The organism is Pandoraea eparura, assembly GCF_902459725.1.
Lineage (GTDB): Bacteria > Pseudomonadota > Gammaproteobacteria > Burkholderiales > Burkholderiaceae > Pandoraea > Pandoraea eparura.
Map to the genome: position 1 here is coordinate 254,437 of NZ_CABPSH010000002.1, position 17,627 is coordinate 272,063.

Annotated in this window: 14 protein-coding genes; 10 read left to right on the forward strand and 4 right to left on the reverse strand. The window is 64.8% G+C overall.

Going from position 1 to position 17,627, the window contains the following annotated elements:
* Positions 1 to 88: 88 nt before the first annotated feature.
* Positions 89 to 1,624 carry a MocR-like pyridoxine biosynthesis transcription factor PdxR gene (gene pdxR / locus PEP31012_RS05270; RefSeq protein WP_150588801.1) on the reverse strand — a complete coding sequence of 512 codons (1,536 nt, stop codon included), beginning with the start codon at positions 1,622 to 1,624 and terminating at the stop codon, positions 89 to 91.
* Between the two features lie 297 nt (positions 1,625 to 1,921).
* On the opposite strand from pdxR, the gene tauA reads away from it, so the two are divergent.
* The 9 genes from tauA (at position 1,922) to PEP31012_RS05315 (ending at position 12,746) form a co-directional block, all read left to right on the forward strand.
* Positions 1,922 to 2,980, forward strand: a complete 1,059-nt coding sequence (gene tauA, locus PEP31012_RS05275; RefSeq protein WP_150588294.1) for a taurine ABC transporter substrate-binding protein — start codon at positions 1,922 to 1,924, stop codon at positions 2,978 to 2,980.
* 81 nt (positions 2,981 to 3,061) lie between these two features.
* Positions 3,062 to 3,886 carry a taurine ABC transporter ATP-binding protein gene (locus PEP31012_RS05280; protein ID WP_150588295.1) on the forward strand — a complete coding sequence of 275 codons (825 nt, stop codon included), beginning with the start codon at positions 3,062 to 3,064 and terminating at the stop codon, positions 3,884 to 3,886.
* A gap of 23 nt (positions 3,887 to 3,909) precedes the next feature.
* Entirely contained in the window at positions 3,910 to 4,842 is a 933-nt protein-coding gene (locus PEP31012_RS05285) for an ABC transporter permease subunit (protein ID WP_425494932.1), read from the forward strand.
* Between the two features lie 252 nt (positions 4,843 to 5,094).
* Positions 5,095 to 6,498, forward strand: a complete 1,404-nt coding sequence (locus PEP31012_RS05290) for an amino acid permease (protein WP_150588296.1) — start codon at positions 5,095 to 5,097, stop codon at positions 6,496 to 6,498.
* 492 nt (positions 6,499 to 6,990) lie between these two features.
* Complete coding sequence (locus tag PEP31012_RS05295; RefSeq protein ID WP_174978126.1) at positions 6,991 to 8,424, forward strand: NAD(P)/FAD-dependent oxidoreductase; 1,434 nt, start codon at positions 6,991 to 6,993, stop codon at positions 8,422 to 8,424.
* A 34-nt stretch (positions 8,425 to 8,458) separates the two neighbouring features.
* The gene (locus tag PEP31012_RS05300; RefSeq protein ID WP_150588297.1) at positions 8,459 to 8,848 is read left to right on the forward strand and encodes a nuclear transport factor 2 family protein; all 390 of its coding nucleotides are present in this window, start codon (positions 8,459 to 8,461) and stop codon (positions 8,846 to 8,848) included.
* Between the two features lie 180 nt (positions 8,849 to 9,028).
* A complete protein-coding gene (xsc, locus tag PEP31012_RS05305; RefSeq protein ID WP_174978127.1) occupies positions 9,029 to 10,861 on the forward strand; it encodes a sulfoacetaldehyde acetyltransferase in 1,833 nt (610 codons plus the stop codon).
* 80 nt (positions 10,862 to 10,941) lie between these two features.
* Positions 10,942 to 11,982, forward strand: coding sequence for a phosphate acetyltransferase (gene pta / locus PEP31012_RS05310; protein ID WP_150588298.1), 1,041 nt, complete (start codon positions 10,942 to 10,944; stop codon positions 11,980 to 11,982).
* Positions 11,979 to 12,746, forward strand: coding sequence for a sulfite exporter TauE/SafE family protein (locus PEP31012_RS05315; RefSeq protein ID WP_150588299.1), 768 nt, complete (start codon positions 11,979 to 11,981; stop codon positions 12,744 to 12,746). Before pta ends, PEP31012_RS05315 begins: the two co-directional genes overlap by 4 nt.
* Positions 12,747 to 12,755: 9 nt before the next feature.
* On the opposite strand, the gene PEP31012_RS05320 is transcribed toward PEP31012_RS05315, so the two are convergent.
* A complete protein-coding gene (locus PEP31012_RS05320) occupies positions 12,756 to 14,498 on the reverse strand; it encodes a cobaltochelatase CobT-related protein (RefSeq protein ID WP_150588300.1) in 1,743 nt (580 codons plus the stop codon).
* Positions 14,495 to 15,481, reverse strand: coding sequence for an AAA family ATPase (locus PEP31012_RS05325; RefSeq protein WP_150588301.1), 987 nt, complete (start codon positions 15,479 to 15,481; stop codon positions 14,495 to 14,497). The genes PEP31012_RS05320 and PEP31012_RS05325 overlap by 4 nt, the downstream gene beginning before the upstream one ends.
* Before the next feature lie 220 nt (positions 15,482 to 15,701).
* Between PEP31012_RS05325 and PEP31012_RS05330 the strand changes: the two genes are divergently transcribed.
* Positions 15,702 to 16,490 (forward strand): IclR family transcriptional regulator, encoded by a 789-nt coding sequence (locus PEP31012_RS05330; RefSeq protein WP_150588302.1) that lies wholly within the window; start codon positions 15,702 to 15,704, stop codon positions 16,488 to 16,490.
* A gap of 4 nt (positions 16,491 to 16,494) precedes the next feature.
* On the opposite strand, the gene PEP31012_RS05335 is transcribed toward PEP31012_RS05330, so the two are convergent.
* Positions 16,495 to 17,367, reverse strand: coding sequence for an IclR family transcriptional regulator (locus tag PEP31012_RS05335; protein ID WP_150588303.1), 873 nt, complete (start codon positions 17,365 to 17,367; stop codon positions 16,495 to 16,497).
* Positions 17,368 to 17,627: the final 260 nt, after the last annotated feature.

A 17,627-nucleotide genomic window follows, 5' to 3' on the forward strand; every position in this document is an offset into this window, starting at 1 on the left:
CCGGCCTCCGTGTTCGAAGATGGCGCTTACCGACATAACATGGGCAAGCAACACCCGCTACCTACGCACCGCGCCCTACGCCTGCCCCCTACCCCTCCAACATCGTCTCGCGCAGCGCCTCGGCCAGTGCGATGATGCCCGACTCGATGTGCTCCAGCCGTATCGACGAAAAGCCGAGCCGGAACCGGTTGAGCGGCGGCGAGTCGCCCATGAAGAAAATGTCGCCGGTCTCGATGAGAATGCCGCGCGACTTCGCGCGCGCCGCCAGCACATTCGCGTTCAGCGTCGGCGGTCCCTGCACCCAGCATGACGCCCCGCCCTTCACATGCACGAACGACACCTCAGGCATATGCGCGGCAAGCGCGGCGCTCAGCACCTCGGCGCGCTTCGCATAGGTGTCCGCCAGACGACGCAGCAAGGCGTCGTGATGGCCCAGCGCCAGGAACATCGAGAACGAGCGTTGAATGAACGCCGACGGATGCCGAATCATCAGGCGGCGCAACGCCCGCAACTCCGCCACCAGCGCCGCCGGCGCCACGATGTACCCCAGCCGCAGCCCCGGGGCAAACGACTTCGACAAGCTCCCGATGTAGATCACGCGGTCACTGCGATCCAGGCTCTTGAGCGCCGGAATCGGAATGTCCGAATAGCTGTTCTCGCTCTCGTAGTCGTCCTCGATCACCACGAAGTCATCGGTTTCCGCCCGACGCAGCAACGCCTCGCGATTCGCCAGTGGCATCGTGGTCGTCGTCGGACACTGGTGCGATGGCGTCACGTACACGTAATCGCACTGCGACAGGCGGTCGTCGACCGGCAAACCCGACGCGTCCACGGGCAAGCCCACCAACTTGGGCGTGCGGATCGCGAAGATGTTGCGCGCATCCGGGTAGCCCGGGTCTTCGATCCCCACCGTGGTGTGCGCCCCCACCAGCAAATCCGCCAGCAGATAGAGCGCCTGTTGGGCCCCATTGGTGAGCACGATCTCGTCGGCGTCGGCCCACACGCCGCGTCGCGGCAGCACGCGCGTGCGAATCTGCTGGATCAGCGTCTCGTCGTCGCGCGCGATCATGTCCGGTGCCCAGTCGCGAATCTCCATGACGGTAAGCGCCTTGTGGCAACACTCGCGCCAGTCCGCCGTCGGAAACATGGTCGGATCGAACTGGCCGTAAATGAACGGGTACTGATACTTCTGCCAGTCGATCGGCTTGACGATGTTGCGCTGCCCCGACGGACGCACCACATAGCGTCCCTCCCAGTCCGGCGTCGCCGGATCGCGCGGCGCAATGGTGCCAGCCACCCATTCCGGCGTGTCATGCGCAGGTGCGTGCTGTGATCCCACTCGGGGCGCCAGGATATCGCCGTTGACGAAGTACCCGCGCCGCTCCCGGGCAATCAGGTAGCCCTCGTCGACCAGTTGCTGATAAGCGAGCACCACCGTGTTGCGCGCCACGCCCAGTCCTTCGGCCAATTCGCGCGACGACGGCACCGCAGCGCCACGCATGAGTCGCTCGTCGAGAATCGCCGAGACCAGCATCTGGCGAATCTGACTCTGCAGACCCATGCCGGCGCGCGCCGACATCTGAAACAACTGGTTCCACATTGCCGCGGAAATCCGGCTCGACATCGCGCCCCCTCTCAACAATTCCGTCCAGAACGTCAATTATTACTCAAGTGACGGTGACATCCATTCCGAGTTGGGGTTTATCCGCAGTCGCTGGAAATTGGGGTGAATTCCAGCATTCATGCGGCTTCCCGGCCGACTCCAGGTCCGCTGGACTAGTTGGCATCATCAAATGCAGCCAACTGGCTCTAACGAACAAAAAGGCTGGCGGCAATGATGCAATCACTTGGCGCCGATTCATCACACCATTTGCGTCAAACCCGAGTGTTCTACCGAAAACTTTCCGATTAGAGGTGAACCATGAATGGACTTCCGAACCGGCTGCGACGGGTGTTCGCCGCCACCGCACTGGCGGCAGCTGCGCTCCCTGCTGCCCTGACGCTTGGGCTTACGCTGCCTTCGACGGCGCAGGCGCAGGAAAAAGAGGTGACGATCGCGTACCAGCAGATCGTCGATCCGTGGCTGGTCGCCATCGCCAGCGGCGAGTTCGAGAAGGCCACCGGCTACAAGATCCACTGGCGCCAGTTCGAGTCGGGCGCCAAGGTTGCCACGGCCCTCGCCTCGGGCGACATCAAGATCGGCGTACTCGGCTCCAGCCCCATGGCCGCCGCCGTCTCGCAAGGGCTCGACCTGCAACTGTTCTGGATTCTCGACGACATCAACCAGGCCGAGGCGATGGTCGTGCGCAACGCCTCGAACATCAAGTCGCCCGCCGACCTGAAGGGCAAGAAAATCGGCGTGCCGTTCGTCTCGACCACGCACTACCACACGATGTTCGCGCTGCAGCAATGGGGCATCAAGCCGACCGAGGTGAAGGTGCTCAACATGCAGCCGAACCAGATCGTGGCGGCATGGGAGCGCGGCGACATCGATGCCGCCTATGTCTGGGATCCGGCGCTCGCGCAGATCAAGAAGAGCGGTCATGTGCTGATCACGTCCGGCGAACTCTCCAAGCAGGGTAAGCCGACGTTCGACGGCATCGCCGTCGACCGCAAGTGGGGCGAGGCAAATGCCGACTTCATGGCGAAGTTCGTCAAGGTCATCGCCGACGCCGACGCGGCCTATCGCCAGAACCCGGCGGCCTGGACGGCCACCTCGCCGCAGGTCAAGGCCATCGTGAAGATGATCGGCGGCAAGCCGGAAGACATTCCTGGTGCGCTCTCGCTGTACGCCTTCCCGTCGGCCCAGCAGCAGGCCTCGGCCGAATGGCTGGGGGGCGGCAAGGACAGCCGTGCCGCCAAGGCCCTCAAGGATACGTCCGAGTTCCTGAAGGGCCAGCAGAAGATCGATGCCGTCAAGGCCGACTACACGCCGTATGTCACGTCGCACTATGTCGACGCCGCGCTTAAACTGAAGTAAGCCGTGCCGGGGCCGTCACGCCGAAATGCTTCCGGCGCGACCGCCCCTCCCCGATCACTCGATCGACAGGAGAAGGGCTTCATGGAACAACTCATCGTCAACGACGTCAGCGTCGTCTATCCCGGCCGGCGTCCCGGCGAGCAAGTGCAGGCGCTCGCACACGTCGATCTGACCATCGCACCCGGAGATTTTGTCGTGGCGCTCGGCGCCTCGGGTTGCGGCAAGACCACGCTGCTCAGCCTGATGGCGGGCTTCATCGCCCCCACGTCCGGCGAATTGCTGCTCGGCGACGCCCCCATCGAAGGCCCCGGCGCCGACCGTGGCGTGGTGTTCCAGAAGCACGCCCTGCTGCCGTGGCTCAATGTGATGGAAAACACCGAGTTCGGGCTCAAGCTGCAAGGCGTGCCCAAGACCGAACGGCGGGCGCTCGCGGCGCGCAATCTCGCCCTGGTCGGGCTGCAGGACTTCCACAATCACATGATCTACCAGCTCTCGGGCGGCATGCAGCAGCGTGTCGGCATTGCCCGCGCGCTCACCTGCAATCCGTCGATGCTGCTCATGGACGAGCCGATGGCCGCGCTCGACGCGCTCACGCGCGAAACCATTCAGGAACTGCTGCTCGACGTGTGGCGCGAGACCGGCAAGATGATCTTCTTCATCACGCACAGCGTCGAAGAAGCCCTATTCCTCGCCAGCCGCCTGATCGTGATGTCGCCGCGCCCCGGACGCATCACGCACACCTACGAACTCGACTTCAACAAGCGCTATCTCGAATGCCGTGACGCGCGCACCATCAAGTCCAGCCCAGATTTCATCGCCATGCGCGAGACTGTGCTCAGCATCATCTACGGCGACGAACGTGCGGGCCAGACGGCAACGTCGGGTGCCAGTGCCGTCGCAGCCTGATCGTCGCAGGAGAGAACACCATGATGACCAAACCCGTCACCCCTCACCCCACGCCGCCCACCGCGGCCGCCAACGCCCCCGGCGCACGCCGCCCGGCTGTCTCGGCCCGCACGCCGCGCCGGCGCGGTGTCTTCGCCCGCATGTTTGCCCCGCGTCCGGTCAAGGCCGGTGAATCGTTCGGCGCCCCGGGCCAAGGCCCCAGCCTGGCGATCAGTGTCGTGACCGTGCTTGTCCTGTTGTTGCTCTGGGTCGCCATTACGTCGTCGGGCATGATCAAGCCGCTGTTCCTGCCGGGACCGCGCGCCATCGTCGAGAAGTTCATTCAGGTGGCCACCGAAGGCTTTGCCGGCTCGACGCTGTGGGAGCACACGCTCGCGAGTCTCTATCGCGTCTTCGGCGCCTTTGCGCTGGCCTGTGTGACCGCCATCCCGGTGGGCATTCTGATGGGCGTGTCGCGCATCGGCCGCGGCGTGTTCGATCCGCCGATCGAGTTCTATCGCCCGCTGCCGCCGCTGGCCTACCTGCCGCTCGTCATCATCTGGTTCGGCATCGGCGAGTTCTCGAAAGTGTTCCTGATTTACCTGGCCATCTTCGCCCCGCTCGCCATTGCGGCGCGTGCCGGCGTGCGCTCGGTCTCGATGGAACAGATTCACGCCGCGTATTCGATGGGCGCCTCGCCGCGCCAGATTGTCATGCATGTGATCGTGAAGTCGGCACTGCCGGAAATCTTCACCGGCATGCGCATCGGCATCGGTGTGGGCTGGACAACGCTGGTGGCCGCCGAAATGGTGGCGGCGTCGAGCGGGCTCGGTTTCATGGTGCTCAACGCGGCGGAATTCCTCGCGTCGGACATCGTGATCATGGGGATCATCGTGATCGGCTTTTTCGCCTTCGGCTTCGATCTGATCATGCGCTACCTCGAGCGCGTGCTGGTGCCCTGGAAAGGCAAGGTCTGACAAGACGTAAGCAGGTCCGTTGGTCATTACAAAAGACGCAGGGCGGCTCCCCCCGCCGCACCTGCGGTCAAACAAGGTATTCAGGAGGTTGTGTGGTAGTCGAGACATTGCAAGTCGGGCGCCTTGCCCGTGAGCGGCACGTTGTCGCATCGGTCGTATCGGTCATCCCCCCCCGGTTCTCCCTCTCCCCCCGTTCCATCAGCGTCTCCGGCAGCGCCGCGCGCGCCGGTCATTCCTGCACGGGAGGTCGTCATGGCCAATCGTGAACCCGGCACGCATCTGCAATCGAGCCTCAAGCAACGGCACATGAGCATGATCGCGCTAGGTGGCGTGATCGGTGCGGGCCTCTTCGTCGGCAGTGGCGTGGTCGTGCACGCCGCCGGCCCGGCGGCCGTGCTGTCGTTTCTGATTACCGGCGCCCTCGTGGTGCTCGTGATGCGCATGCTCGGCGAGATGGCCTGTGCGCTGCCCGCCGTGGGATCGTTCTACGAATACGCGCGACTCGCCTGGAACGACAAGCCGGTCGGCGGTGAGCTGGCCGGTTTCCTGACCGGCTGGATGTACTGGTATTTCTGGGTGATCGTGGTCGCGGTCGAAGCTGTGGCGGGCGCCAACCTGATCCAGTTCTGGTTGCCCGGCATCCCGGCCTGGGCCATCAGTCTCACGTTGCTGGTCGTGCTGACGTTGACGAATCTGGTGTCAGTGGCGTCTTATGGCGAGTTCGAGTTCTGGTTCGCGTCGATCAAGGTCGCGGCCATCGTCGTGTTCCTGTTCCTCGGCGGCCTCTTCGTCTTCGGCCTGTGGCCGGGCGCAGTGGCAAGCACCGGGCACCTGCTCTCGCACGGCGGCTTCATGCCCAACGGCATTGGCCCGGTGATGGCGGGCGCGGTCGCGGCGACAGGCTTCTACTTCGGCGCGGAGATCGTGACGATTGCCGCCGCCGAAGCCGCCGAGCCGCAACAAGCCGTGGCACGCGCCACCAACTCGGTCATCGGCCGCGTGCTGTTCTTCTACATCGGCTCGATCCTGCTGGTGGTGATGCTCGTGCCCTGGAACTCTGCCGGCATGGCCACGCCGTATGTGAGCGCGCTCGAAGCGATGCACATTCCGGCCGCCGCGCACATCATGAACGCCGTGGTGCTGACCGCCGTGCTCTCGGCACTGAACTCGGGCTTGTACGCCTCGTCGCGCATGCTCTTCGCGCTGACGCGCCGCGGCGATGCGCCGCGCTCGCTCGCCAAGCTCAATGCGCGTGGCGTGCCGGTTCGCGCCATTCTCATCGGCACGTTGTTCGGCTACGCGGCGGTGGTGATGTCCTATGTGTCGCCGGATACGGTGTTCGCCTTTCTCGTGAACTCCTACGGCACGGTGGCGATCTTCGTGTACGTGCTCATCGCCTTCTCTCAACTGAAGCTGCGCAAGCGGCTGGAGCGCGAGGCGCCGGGCAAGCTCAAGATTCGGATGTGGGGCTACCCGTACCTGACCTGGGTCGCGATTCTCGGCATGCTGTCGATTGTCGGGGCGATGGCCTTCATTCCGGACCAGCGCGAGCCGCTCGCCCTGGGGGTGGCCAGCCTGACGGTCCTGCTCGTGGCGTTCACCGTCCGGTCGATCTGGCGCAAGCTGCGCTCGCCGGATCCGGGTTTCGAGATCTGAGATAGGTCAGTCCGATACGGCCGGCGGCAGAGACTCTGCCGCCGGCCATTTTATTTGTCCGGGTGGCACGACGCTCTGGTTCGCCGTGACGGCGACCTTCGTTGCCCCCAAAGCAATGCCAGCCGCTCTCTGACGGCCTGCAACTTGGCGTCGCTCACCCGATCTGCCTTGGTCAGCGCGAACGTGCTGAGCGCCGCCATCCGACGGCGGACGATGTCGCCGACATAGCAATCGTCCAGCACGGCGGTGTTCGCGTGGCCCCCTTCGCCGAACGACGATCAGAGACCGGTTTTCTGGCCCAGAATCCTTCGCCAAAGTTCGCATCGATTAGCACCACATGGAACAAACACGTGGCGCCAGAGACGTGCTCGCCGACCCGCGAAAACGCTGTGGCGGCGCCGCTTTCCACTGGCACCATCACAAAGCGGCGGTGGTACTAATCTCGGCAAAATGTTCTTGGCAGTATGGTCACATTTCCGTCAGGAGCCTACCGTGGGTACGATTGAAACCTTCGCGCTGGATCGGCGCTCCGAAGCTGCGCCATACGATCCCCTCTACGATCCGCTAGTCTCTGCCAGCCCCGGCCTTGGCATGGACTATGCGCCCACTTATTGGGTCGCCACCGCGGGCGAGGCGCCCGCCGACGACGGCCCGCTGCCCGGCGATGCCGATGTCGACGTGGTCATCGTCGGCGCCGGTTTCACCGGTCTGGCGACCGCCCTGTTCCTCGCTCGCGAGCATGGCATTCGTGCCATGGTGCTCGAAGCCAACCGCACCTGTTGGGGCTGTACCAGCCGCAACGGCGGTCAGGGACAAAACGCCAGCGGACGACTGTATCGCTCGCAATGGATCGCACGTTGGGGCAAGGAAACCGCCCTGCGTCTCGATGCCGAAATTCGCGAGGGCTTCAATACGTTCAAGTCGCTCATCGCCGAAGTGCCGGAGTGCGAGCCGCAACCGGGCGGCCATCTCTACATCGCGCACCGCGATCGCAAGATGGACTTCCTGCGCAGCGAAGCCAAGGTCATGCGCGATGTGTTCGGCTACGACACGCGCATCCTCTCGCGCGACGACGTCCGCGAGCAGTATGTCGACGACCAGGAAAACTGCGGCGCGATGCACGAACCCGACGGCATCGGTGTGCACCCGCTCAAGCTCGCCTTCGGCTATCTGCGCATGGCCCGCGCCCTCGGCGCTCGCGTGCATCCGTCCACGCCCGTGCTGGATGTCCAGACGATCAACGGCGTGCATCACGTGCGCACGCCGCGCGGCGTAGTACGTGCAAAAGCCGTCGCCTTCGCCACCGGCGGCTACACGCGCAACGACGTGACCAAGGCCCTGCGCGCCAAGATCATGCCGATTCTGTCGAACTCGCTGGTCACGCGCGTGCTCACCCCCGAGGAACTCGCCGCGACGAACTTCCGCACCCACGAGGTCATCACCGACACACGCACGCTGCGCTACTACTACCGTCTGCTGCCGGACAATCGCGTGCAGATCGGCAGCCGCAGCTCGATCACCGGTGCCGACGCGCAGAATCCGAAGCATATGGCGGTGCTCGTCGAAGGACTGCATCGCAAGTTTCCGGCGCTGCGCGGCATTCGCGTCGATTACTCGTGGTGGGGCTGGGTCGACGTAAGCCACGACATGATGCCGCGCGTCACGCAACCCGATCCGCGCCAGAGCCTGTTCTATGCCGTGGGCTACGGCGGCAACGGCGTGTCGTTCTCAGCGCATGCCGGACGCCGACTCGCACAACGCATTGCCGGAGAGCGCGACCCGTCGTCGACCCTGCCGATCTACGACTCGGCGCTGCAATACCCGAATGTGTTTGGCACCGTGCAGTGGCAGGGCTTCGCGCCGTTCCGCCGCATCGGCCAGCGCTTCCTTTATCAGAAATACCACGCGCAAGACGAAGCGCGTTGATCCCTTTGCCTCTCTGCCTTTTTTGGAATTTGCCATGACGACTCAACACGACTTAGCCGACATCCAGTTGCTCACGACCTTCAACGACGCCTGGAACCGGCACGACATCGACGCCCTCATGGCCTGCATGACCGACAACTGCGTATTCCACGCCGTGGCCGGCCCCGACATGATGGGCCGCACCTTCGAGGGTCGCGACGCCGTGCGCGCCGCGTTCCAGGCGGCGTGGGAGACCTTTCCCGACGCGTCATGGACCGAGGGCGTGCATTTCGCCACCGGCAATCGCGGCGTGTCCGAATCGACCTTCCGCGGCACGAAGGCCGACGGCACGCGCGTCGAGGCCCGCATGGTCGACGTCTTCACCTTGCGCGACGGCAAGATCGCGGTGAAGAACGCCTTCCGAAAAGACCGCCCGGCGCTCTGAGCGCCCCCCCCCAGACACCCCGTGGGTCTATGGCGTCGCCGCAGTCAATTTCATTTTTCAATACAAAACGTACCAAATAATAAAAATACTGATTGACCACGGCACTGACTTCGCCTAGATTTCCACTTACACAACGAAATCGGAATTATTTGTTCCGTTTATTTTTCACTGGAGACATCCATGAGCGCCAAAGATTCGGCTACGGCCACCCAACAACTGACTGCCTCCGACGGTGGCCCGCAGGCCATGACGCCGTCCGAAGCCTTCGTCGAAACGATGGTCGCCAACGGCGTGAGCGAGATGTTCGGCATCATGGGCTCGGCGTTCATGGATGCGATGGACATCTTCGCGCCGGCCGGCATTCGTCTGATCCCGGTGGTGCATGAGCAAGGCGCCGGCCACATGGCCGACGGCTACGCCCGGGTCTCGGGCCGTCACGGCGTCGTGATCGGTCAGAACGGCCCCGGCATCAGCAACTGCGTGACGGCGATTGCCGCCGCTTACTGGGCGCACAGCCCGGTGGTGATCGTGACGCCGGAAGCCGGTACGATGGGTATCGGCCTGGGCGGCTTCCAGGAAGCCAAGCAGCTCCCGATGTTCCAGGAATTCACGAAGTACCAGGGCCACGTGACGCACCCGGCCCGCATGGCCGAATTCACGGGCCGTTGCTTCGACCGCGCGATGGCCGAAATGGGCCCGACGCAACTCAACATTCCGCGTGACTACTTCTACGGCCAGATCAAGGCCGAGATTCCGCGTCCGCAACGCCTCGACCGTGGTGCGGGCGGCGACGAACGCCTGAACGAAGCGGCCGAACTGCTCGCGCAAGCCAAGTTCCCGGTCATCATCTCGGGCGGCGGCGTGGTCATGGGCGACGCCATCGAAGAGTGCAAGGCCCTCGCCGAACGCCTGGGCGCACCGGTCGTGAACAGCTATCTGCATAACGACTCGTTCCCGGCCAACCATCCGCTGTGGTGCGGCCCGCTCGGCTATCAGGGCTCGAAGGCCGCCATGAAGCTGTTGTCGCAGGCCGACGTGGTCGTGGCCCTCGGCTCGCGTCTCGGACCGTTCGGCACGCTGCCGCAGCACGGCATGGACTACTGGCCGAAGAACGCCAAGATCATTCAGATCGACGCCGATCACAAGATGCTCGGCCTCGTGAAGAAGATTTCGGTCGGGATCTGCGGTGACGCGAAGGCGGCGGCCATTGCGCTGTCGCAGCGTCTGGCCGAACGCACCCTCGCGTGCGATGCCACGCGTGCCGCTCGCGCCGACCAGATCGCCACGGAGAAGGCCGCGTGGGAGAAGGAACTCGACGAGTGGACCCACGAGCGCGATCCGTACAGCCTCGACATGATCGAAGAGCAGAAGCACGAGCGCACGTTCAACGGCGGTGAGTATCTGCATCCGCGCCAGGTGCTGCGCGAGTTGGAAAAGGCCATGCCGGAAGACGTCATGGTGTCGACCGACATCGGCAACATCAACTCGGTGGCCAACAGCTACCTGCGCTTCAACAAGCCGCGCAGCTTCTTCGCGGCCATGAGCTGGGGCAACTGCGGCTACGCGTTCCCGACGATCATCGGCGCAAAGGTTGCCGCGCCGCACCGTCCGGCCATCTCGTATGCCGGCGATGGCGCCTGGGGCATGAGCCTGATGGAAACGCTCACCTGCGTGCGTCACAACATTCCGGTCACGGCCGTGGTGTTCCACAACCGTCAGTGGGGCGCTGAGAAGAAGAATCAGGTGGACTTCTACAACCGCCGCTTCGTGGCAGGTGAGCTCGATAGCCCGAGCTTTGCCAACATCGCCCGCGCGATGGGGGCGGAGGGCATCGTGGTCGACCGTCTGGAAGACGTCGGCCCGGCGCTCAAGAAGGCCATCGACCTGCAGATGAATCACGGCAAGACGACGATCATCGAAATCATGTGTACCCGCGAGCTGGGCGACCCGTTCCGTCGCGACGCCCTGGCCAAGCCGGTGCGCATGCTCGACAAGTACAAGGACTACGTCTAACGTCGTCGAGGTCGTTCGTGTGACAGCGCTCCCGGCTCTGAGGGTGCCGGGGGCGCTTTTTTTTTTTTGACATCGACACCATGAAAGCCATCCATCGCATTATCGACACGGCGCGCCGCGCACCGATGCGCATCGTCCTGTGCGAATCGGAAGACGCGCGGGTGCTCACCGCCGCCGCACGGGCCACGCGCGAAGGCGTCGCCCGCATCCTGCTCGTGGGCGACATCGGCAAGACACAGCGTGCGGCCGAGGCAGCGCACATCGACCTGGCCGGCATGGAACTGATCGATCCCGCCACGTCGCCGCTGACGGATGCCTTCGCCGAGACCTGGTACGGCATGCGCGAGAAAAAAGGCATGACGCGCGAACAGGCGGCCGAGGAAATGCGTGCGCCGCTGGGCTTCGCCAACATGATGGTGCGCCTCGGCCACGCGGACGGTTCAGTCGCCGGCGCGGTCAACACCACGGCCGACGTGGTACGCATGGCGATACAGATCATCGGGGTGCAGCCGTCGTTCAAGCTCGTGTCGAGCTTCTTCCTGATGATGCTCTGCGAGCCGTTCCATACGATGAAGGGCGGCCTGATCTTTTCCGACTGCGCCCTGGTCGTCGACCCGGACGCCGCCCAGCTCGCGCAGATCGCCCTGGCCGCCGCCGACAGTGCCAGCGCCCTGCTCATGGAGCCGCCGCGCGTGGCGATGCTGTCGTTCTCGACCAGCGGCAGCGCCAAGCACGCGGCCGTGGACAAGGTGGTGCAAGCGACCCATCTCGTACAAGCCGCACGACCGGAACTGGCCATCGATGGCGACGTTCAGCTCGATGCGGCCATCGTCGCCGAGATTGCGCAGCGCAAGGTCGTGCACTCGCAAGTCGAGGGCCATGCCAATACGCTCATCTTCCCGAATCTCGACGCCGGCAACATCGGCTACAAGCTCGCGGAACGCATCGGCGGGGCGAAGGCCATCGGTCCACTTCTGCAAGGGCTGAACCGACCGGCCAACGACCTGTCGCGCGGCTGCAGCGCCGACGACATCTATTACGTGATCGGCGTGACCTGCGTGCAGGCACAGGCCGCCCAGGCCAAGCTCACCGGAATCTCGCCGCTCGCCACCCGGCCATGACGCTGCACGCCATTGCGGCCTACCTGCCGTTGATGCTGCTGCTGGGTTTCGCCACGTACTTCCAGACGGTCACGGGCTTCGGGCTGGGCATGATCGTTCTGGGCGGCGCCAGCGGGTTCGGTCTGGCGCCGGTGGCGAGCGTGGCGATTCTGGTGAGTCTGGTCACGTTGATGAACAGCGCCCTTGCGCTGCCGGGCACCCTGCATCACATCGACTGGCGGGCCGTGCGCGCGGCGGCACTCGGCATCGTGCCGTCGGTCGTCGTCGGCGTGCTGCTCTTCGATTACCTGAACGGCACGGCGTCGAACGCGCTGCATCTGCTGCTCGGTGCGGTGGTGCTGTATGGCGGCATCGGCTCGGCGCTGCGCCCGGCGCCGAAGTCCGAACGCTCGGGCGACACCGGCTTCTTCCTCAGTGGCATTTTCGGCGGACTGCTCAGCGGGATGTTCGGCATTTCCGGGCCGCCCCTGATCTTCTATTTCTATCGCCAGCCGCTCACGCTGGTGCAGATTCGCTGCGCGTTGATTCTGCTGTTCGCCGTCACGGCGTCGATCCGCACGAGCTACGTTGCCTTCGCGGGACAGTTGACCGCGTCGATGGCTTGGCAGGCGGCCATTGCGCTACCTGTCGTGACGTTCGCCACCTTGTTCGCCCGCCGTTGTCCGCCACCGCTCTCGAGCGTGGCGACTCGGCGTCTCGCCTTCCTCACGTTGATCCTGCTGGGCGCTCACCTGATCGTGACTGCGTTGCGGGAAATGGCGTAGCCGCCCCGACTACACGCGAGCGCGACGCCCGCCGGTGCCGATCCAGTCGACGAGTCTCGATAGCATCGTCATGTCGGGCGCCGACGTCAGGTCCAGCGCCAGCGAGTTCCGGTAGTACGGGCTGAGATCGAGTCCGACGCCAAGTCCCAGCACTTCCACATCGCCAAGCGCCTGCTGTTGCGCCACGACTTCGCGCAGGTGATGGTCGAGATAGTGCTCGTCGTTGGCCTGGTTCGTGGCGGCGTCCATCGGGCTGCCGTCGGAAATCACGATCAGCAGGCGCCGGTTGACGCTGCGCGAGCGCAACCGCTCGCACGCCCACTCGACGGCCTCGCCATCGACGCCCTCGCGAAACAGGTCGGCCTTGAACAGTGACGCAATGTCGGTGCGCGCGCGCCGCCAACTCGTCACGGCGTCCTTGAAGATCAGATGCGAGACTTCGTTCAGACGCCCCGGGAATTTTGGCTTGCCGCGCGCGAGCCAGTCGGTGCGCGCGCGTCCGCCATTCCATGCCCCCGTGGTGAAGCCGAGGATCTCGTTGGTGACGCCCGCCGCGTCGAGCGCTCGCGACAGGACATCGACGATCATCGCCACCGCTTCGATCTGCGCCTTCATCGACCCCGAACAGTCGATCAGCAAGCTGACCATCGACTCGGCAATCAACGTGTGCTTTTCGAGCCGGAACAGGCGCCGCTCGGCGGGCGAGCTGACCAGTTGCGCGAGCCGCCGTCCGTCGATGCGGCCCTGCTCTTCGCCGAACGACCAGCCGTCGCGCTGCGGCACCGCCAGCGCCGCCTTGAGCGCGCGCGCAAGCCGCGGCACGTTGATCGCCTGCGCGACGATGCGCTCGTCGAGCCGTTCGCGCAATTCGGTCAGCAACGCGCGACGCACGAGCGTGCCGGCATACAGCTCTCGGTCGTAACGCTGGGTGAACACGCAGTAGCCCTGCGCCGACGCCTTGAGCACGCGGCTATCGCCCGAATGCGCGAGCGTGATGCCGTCGTCTTCCTGATCGTCCATGTCGAGAAACAGCGAAAACGCGTTGCGCACGCCTTTCTCGTCCTCCTCGTCCTTGGCATCGCCCTCGGCCTGCTCACCGCCGGCGGCGCGAATCAGACCCGCGATATCGGCGGCCAGCGCGCGCGCATATGCGGCGAAGGCGGCCTGATCGGCACGTGTTCGGCGCATACCCGCGAGGGCGCCGCCGATCTGGGGTGCGATAGCCATGCGCGTGGCCTCGATGAGACCTTCCGTGTCCTCGATGACCGGGTAGCCGGTGAGCCGCGACCAGGCCATCTGGGCGACGGTATAGAGCAGCAGCCCGACATGATTGTCGGCCACGCCGGCGGCGTGCATCGCGCGCGACCAGGCCTCGAAGCGATCGCGCAGATTCTGCGCCACGCCCGGCATGCCCGCCGGGACGAACGTCTCGCAGCGCAACTGCTCCATCAGCTCGAAGAGCAGCCGCTCGAGCGGCGCGTCGGGTTGCAGGCGGCGATGCAACGCCGCATCGCTGTGGCGCAGTCGAAGCGCCGCGCCGTCGGCCGCACCGCGCAGCGTCGCCAGCGGATCCGCGCGCGCCGGCAGCGTTTGCAGATGCGGGGCATGCAAGGGCAGCGGCCGCATGTTCCGGCACAGGCGCGCGCCGCTGTAATGCAGCGCGGCGTCGCCGGTCAGTGCGCGCACCGTCGCCGCGCACAGCGCCTCGCCACGCGCGGCGCGACGTGCCGCCTCGCGCTCGGACATCGTCATGACGCATCGGCCAGCAGCGACCGGCTGCCGTCGTCAGCGGGCAACTCGTCCCCGAAGGCGCGCTGATAATACTCGGCCACCACGGCACGCTCGGCTTCGTCGCATTTGTTCAGGAACGTAAGCCGGAAGGCCAGCCCGGCATCGCGGAAGATGCCAACGTTCTCGGCCCAGTTGATGACCGTGCGCGGCGACATCAGCGTGGACAGATCGCCGGTCGCGAAGCCCTTGCGCGTGAGTTCCGCCACGCTCACCATCGAGTCGATGAGCGTGCGTCCGTCGGCATTGTCCAGTTCCGGCACGCGCGCCAGCACGATGCCGGCTTCGTCCTCGCGCGACAGGTAGTTGAGCGTCGCCACGACGTTCCAGCGGTCGATCTGCGCGTGATTGAGCACCTGCGTGCCATGGTAGAGGCCGTTGAGATTGCCGAGGCCGACGGTGTTGGTCGTGGCAAACATGCGAAAGCCCGGGTGCGGATGGATCACGCGATTCTGGTCGAGCAAGGTGAACTTGCCGTCGCGCTCCAGAATGCGCTGGATCACGAACATCACGTCGGGACGCCCTGCATCGTATTCGTCGAAGATCAACGCGACCGGGCGTTGCAGCGCCCACGGCACGATGCCTTCCTGAAACTCCGTGACCTGATGGCCGTCGCGCACGACGATGGCGTCCTTGCCCACCAGATCGAGTCGGCTGATATGCCCGTCGAGGTTCACCCGCACACACGGCCAGTTCAACCGCGCCGCCACCTGCTCGATGTGCGTGGATTTGCCGGTGCCGTGCATGCCCTGCACCATCACGCGCCGATTGCGCATGAAACCGGCCAGGATCGCCAGTGTCACGTCGGTGTTGAAGCGGTAGGCCGTATCGATCTCGGGAACGTGGTCGTCTCGCTCGCCGAACGCCGGCACCTGTAGATCCGTGTCGATGCCGAATACGGTGCGGGCATCGACCAGGCGATCCGGTTGTTGGGTTGCGGTCTCCATCACGTCCCTCTCCTGTTCCAAAGCAGTGTCACCGCATCATAGCGTTAACCATTTTTAGAAACAATTCGTTCCGAATAATAAAAATACGGATTGACGATGCCTAGCGGCTCGTCTACATTCGAACGAACTGAAACGCATCGGAACCCGGCCCATGCCGTTCAATCCGTTCGAAGGCCCGTTTGGGTACAATACCGCTGATCCATTTTCCGGAACGGCGCATATGAACGACGCAGCACTCCAGCTCGACTCCCCGGCAGACAACAAGGCGGATACCCCGACCCTGCGGGCGTTTGCGTTGCTCGAATATCTCGTCGCCGCCGACGCGCCGGTCTCGCTCGCCGACATGGCGCACGACATCCAGATGCCGAAGGCCTCGCTGCACCGCATGCTCGGCTCGCTCGAAGCGGGTGGGCTGGTGATTCGCGAGCCGGGGCAGAAGAATGCCTATGTGATCGGCCCGCGCCTCGCGCAACTGAGTCTGGGCGTGATGATGCAGGCGGGCGCACGACGCATGCGCCATGCGATTCTCGGCCGTCTCGTGGCCGATCTGGGCGAGACGTGCAACCTTACGATGCTGCACGAGACCGAGGTGCTGTATCTCGACCGCATGGAAGCGCCGTGGCCGCTGCGTCTCGATCTCAAACCGGGGTCGCACGTGCCCGCGCACAGCAGTGCAAGCGGCAAACTGATGCTGGCCATGTTGCCGCGCGAACAACGTGCCGCCCTCCTGCGCGCCATGAAGCTGCAACGCTTCACGCCGAACACGCTCACCGATCCCGAACTGCTGGAAAGCGAACTCGACCGCATTGCGCACAAGGGCATTGCCGTCGACAACGAAGAATTCGTGCTGGGCATCGCCTGTGTCGCCGCGCCGGTGCTCAAGGAAGACGGCACGTGCATCGCCGCCGTGGCCGTGCATGCGCCCGTCTCGCGCACGTCGCTGTCCAAGGCCATGGAGTTCGTGCCGCGACTACAGGAAGCCGCCAAGGAACTCGCCAAGACGTTCTGACGCGTCAAACGGCTTTGCGCGGTTCCCGGGCGTCGGCCAGCTTCGCCAACGCCTCCGCCTTGCCGGCGCGCTGCCAGTCGAGCAGCGGGGCGAGCGCCGTTGCCGTCTCGCGCAGCGTGGGCACCAGCGTCAGCAGTTGTTCCAGCGTCACCCGCGCCGTCGGGCCGTGCACCGCGAGCACCGCGCGCACATGGCCGTCATCGAGCGCGCGCACCGGCACGCCCACCGCCACCATGCCACGCACGAATTCCTCGTTATCGATGCCGATGCCGCGCGTGGCCAGCCGGTCCAGTTCCGCCTCGAGCAGGCTCGCGTCGGTAATGGTGCGCGGCGTCATGCGTTTGAGCGACAGGCGCGAGAGCACCGCGCGCCGCTCGGCCAACGGCATCTGCGACAGGAACAGCTTGCCGCTCGCCGTACAGTGCAACGGCACACGCATGCCTGGATGCATCTGCATGCGCAGCGGCTCACTGGTCTCCACCCGTTCGATGTAGAGGATCTCGTCGCCGTCGAGCGCCGTCAGGTTGACGGTCTCGCCGACACGGTCGACCAACGCCCGCAGCAGCGAGCGCGCCGCGCGCGTGAAGTTGTTGTTCGCCAGCGTGACCAGCGCCAGCCGCGCCGCCCTCGGCCCCAGCGACAAACCCCGCTCCGATCCCCGGGAATCGGGCACGTGCGAGACATAGCCACAGATTTCGAGCGCCTCGATCAGCCGCATGAGGGTGGCCTTCGGGATCGACAAACGCGTGGCGAGCTGCGACAGGGTATAGGGCTGTCCGGCCATGGCCAGTCGTTCGATGACGGCCAGCGCGCGCAGATTCCGCGCCTCGTCGCTCGTGCGCAACTCCCCCTCGTCCAGCGTGACCGTCTCGCGCATTGCGCCTCCTCGCCCGTCATTGATTCACAATAAAAGAAACAAAATATACCAATTATTTAACAATCATCCGCCTCGGGATAACCCCGGGGGGCGGCTCCGCCGACCGCGTGAAACATCGTCGCCCGATGTTTCGAGCATCGGCATCACCCCCTAGTGAAACCCCGCAGATGCGCTGCAGCAATCGTCACCTTCTGAGACGGCAAGCGCGAAATCCGTTTCAGTTTTCCGCCGCACGCGGTTTTTTGCTTGGCATTTGCGCA

Excerpts from the sequence above, each read along its gene's own strand:
- PEP31012_RS05320 (WP_150588300.1), bottom strand. The coding sequence starts at position 14,498 with ATGACGATGTCCGAGCGCGAGGCGGCACGTCGCGCCGCGCGTGGCGAG.
- PEP31012_RS05325 (WP_150588301.1), bottom strand. The coding sequence starts at position 15,481 with ATGGAGACCGCAACCCAACAACCGGATCGCCTGGTCGATGCCCGCACC.
- tauA (WP_150588294.1), top strand. The coding sequence starts at position 1,922 with ATGAATGGACTTCCGAACCGGCTGCGACGGGTGTTCGCCGCCACCGCA.
- PEP31012_RS05280 (WP_150588295.1), top strand. The coding sequence starts at position 3,062 with ATGGAACAACTCATCGTCAACGACGTCAGCGTCGTCTATCCCGGCCGG.
- PEP31012_RS05315 (WP_150588299.1), top strand. The coding sequence starts at position 11,979 with ATGACGCTGCACGCCATTGCGGCCTACCTGCCGTTGATGCTGCTGCTG.
- PEP31012_RS05335 (WP_150588303.1), bottom strand. The coding sequence starts at position 17,367 with ATGCGCGAGACGGTCACGCTGGACGAGGGGGAGTTGCGCACGAGCGAC.
- PEP31012_RS05300 (WP_150588297.1), top strand. The coding sequence starts at position 8,459 with ATGACGACTCAACACGACTTAGCCGACATCCAGTTGCTCACGACCTTC.
- xsc (WP_174978127.1), top strand. The coding sequence starts at position 9,029 with ATGAGCGCCAAAGATTCGGCTACGGCCACCCAACAACTGACTGCCTCC.
- PEP31012_RS05285 (WP_425494932.1), top strand. The coding sequence starts at position 3,910 with ATGACCAAACCCGTCACCCCTCACCCCACGCCGCCCACCGCGGCCGCC.
- PEP31012_RS05330 (WP_150588302.1), top strand. The coding sequence starts at position 15,702 with ATGAACGACGCAGCACTCCAGCTCGACTCCCCGGCAGACAACAAGGCG.
- pta (WP_150588298.1), top strand. The coding sequence starts at position 10,942 with ATGAAAGCCATCCATCGCATTATCGACACGGCGCGCCGCGCACCGATG.
- PEP31012_RS05290 (WP_150588296.1), top strand. The coding sequence starts at position 5,095 with ATGGCCAATCGTGAACCCGGCACGCATCTGCAATCGAGCCTCAAGCAA.
- pdxR (WP_150588801.1), bottom strand. The coding sequence starts at position 1,624 with ATGTCGAGCCGGATTTCCGCGGCAATGTGGAACCAGTTGTTTCAGATG.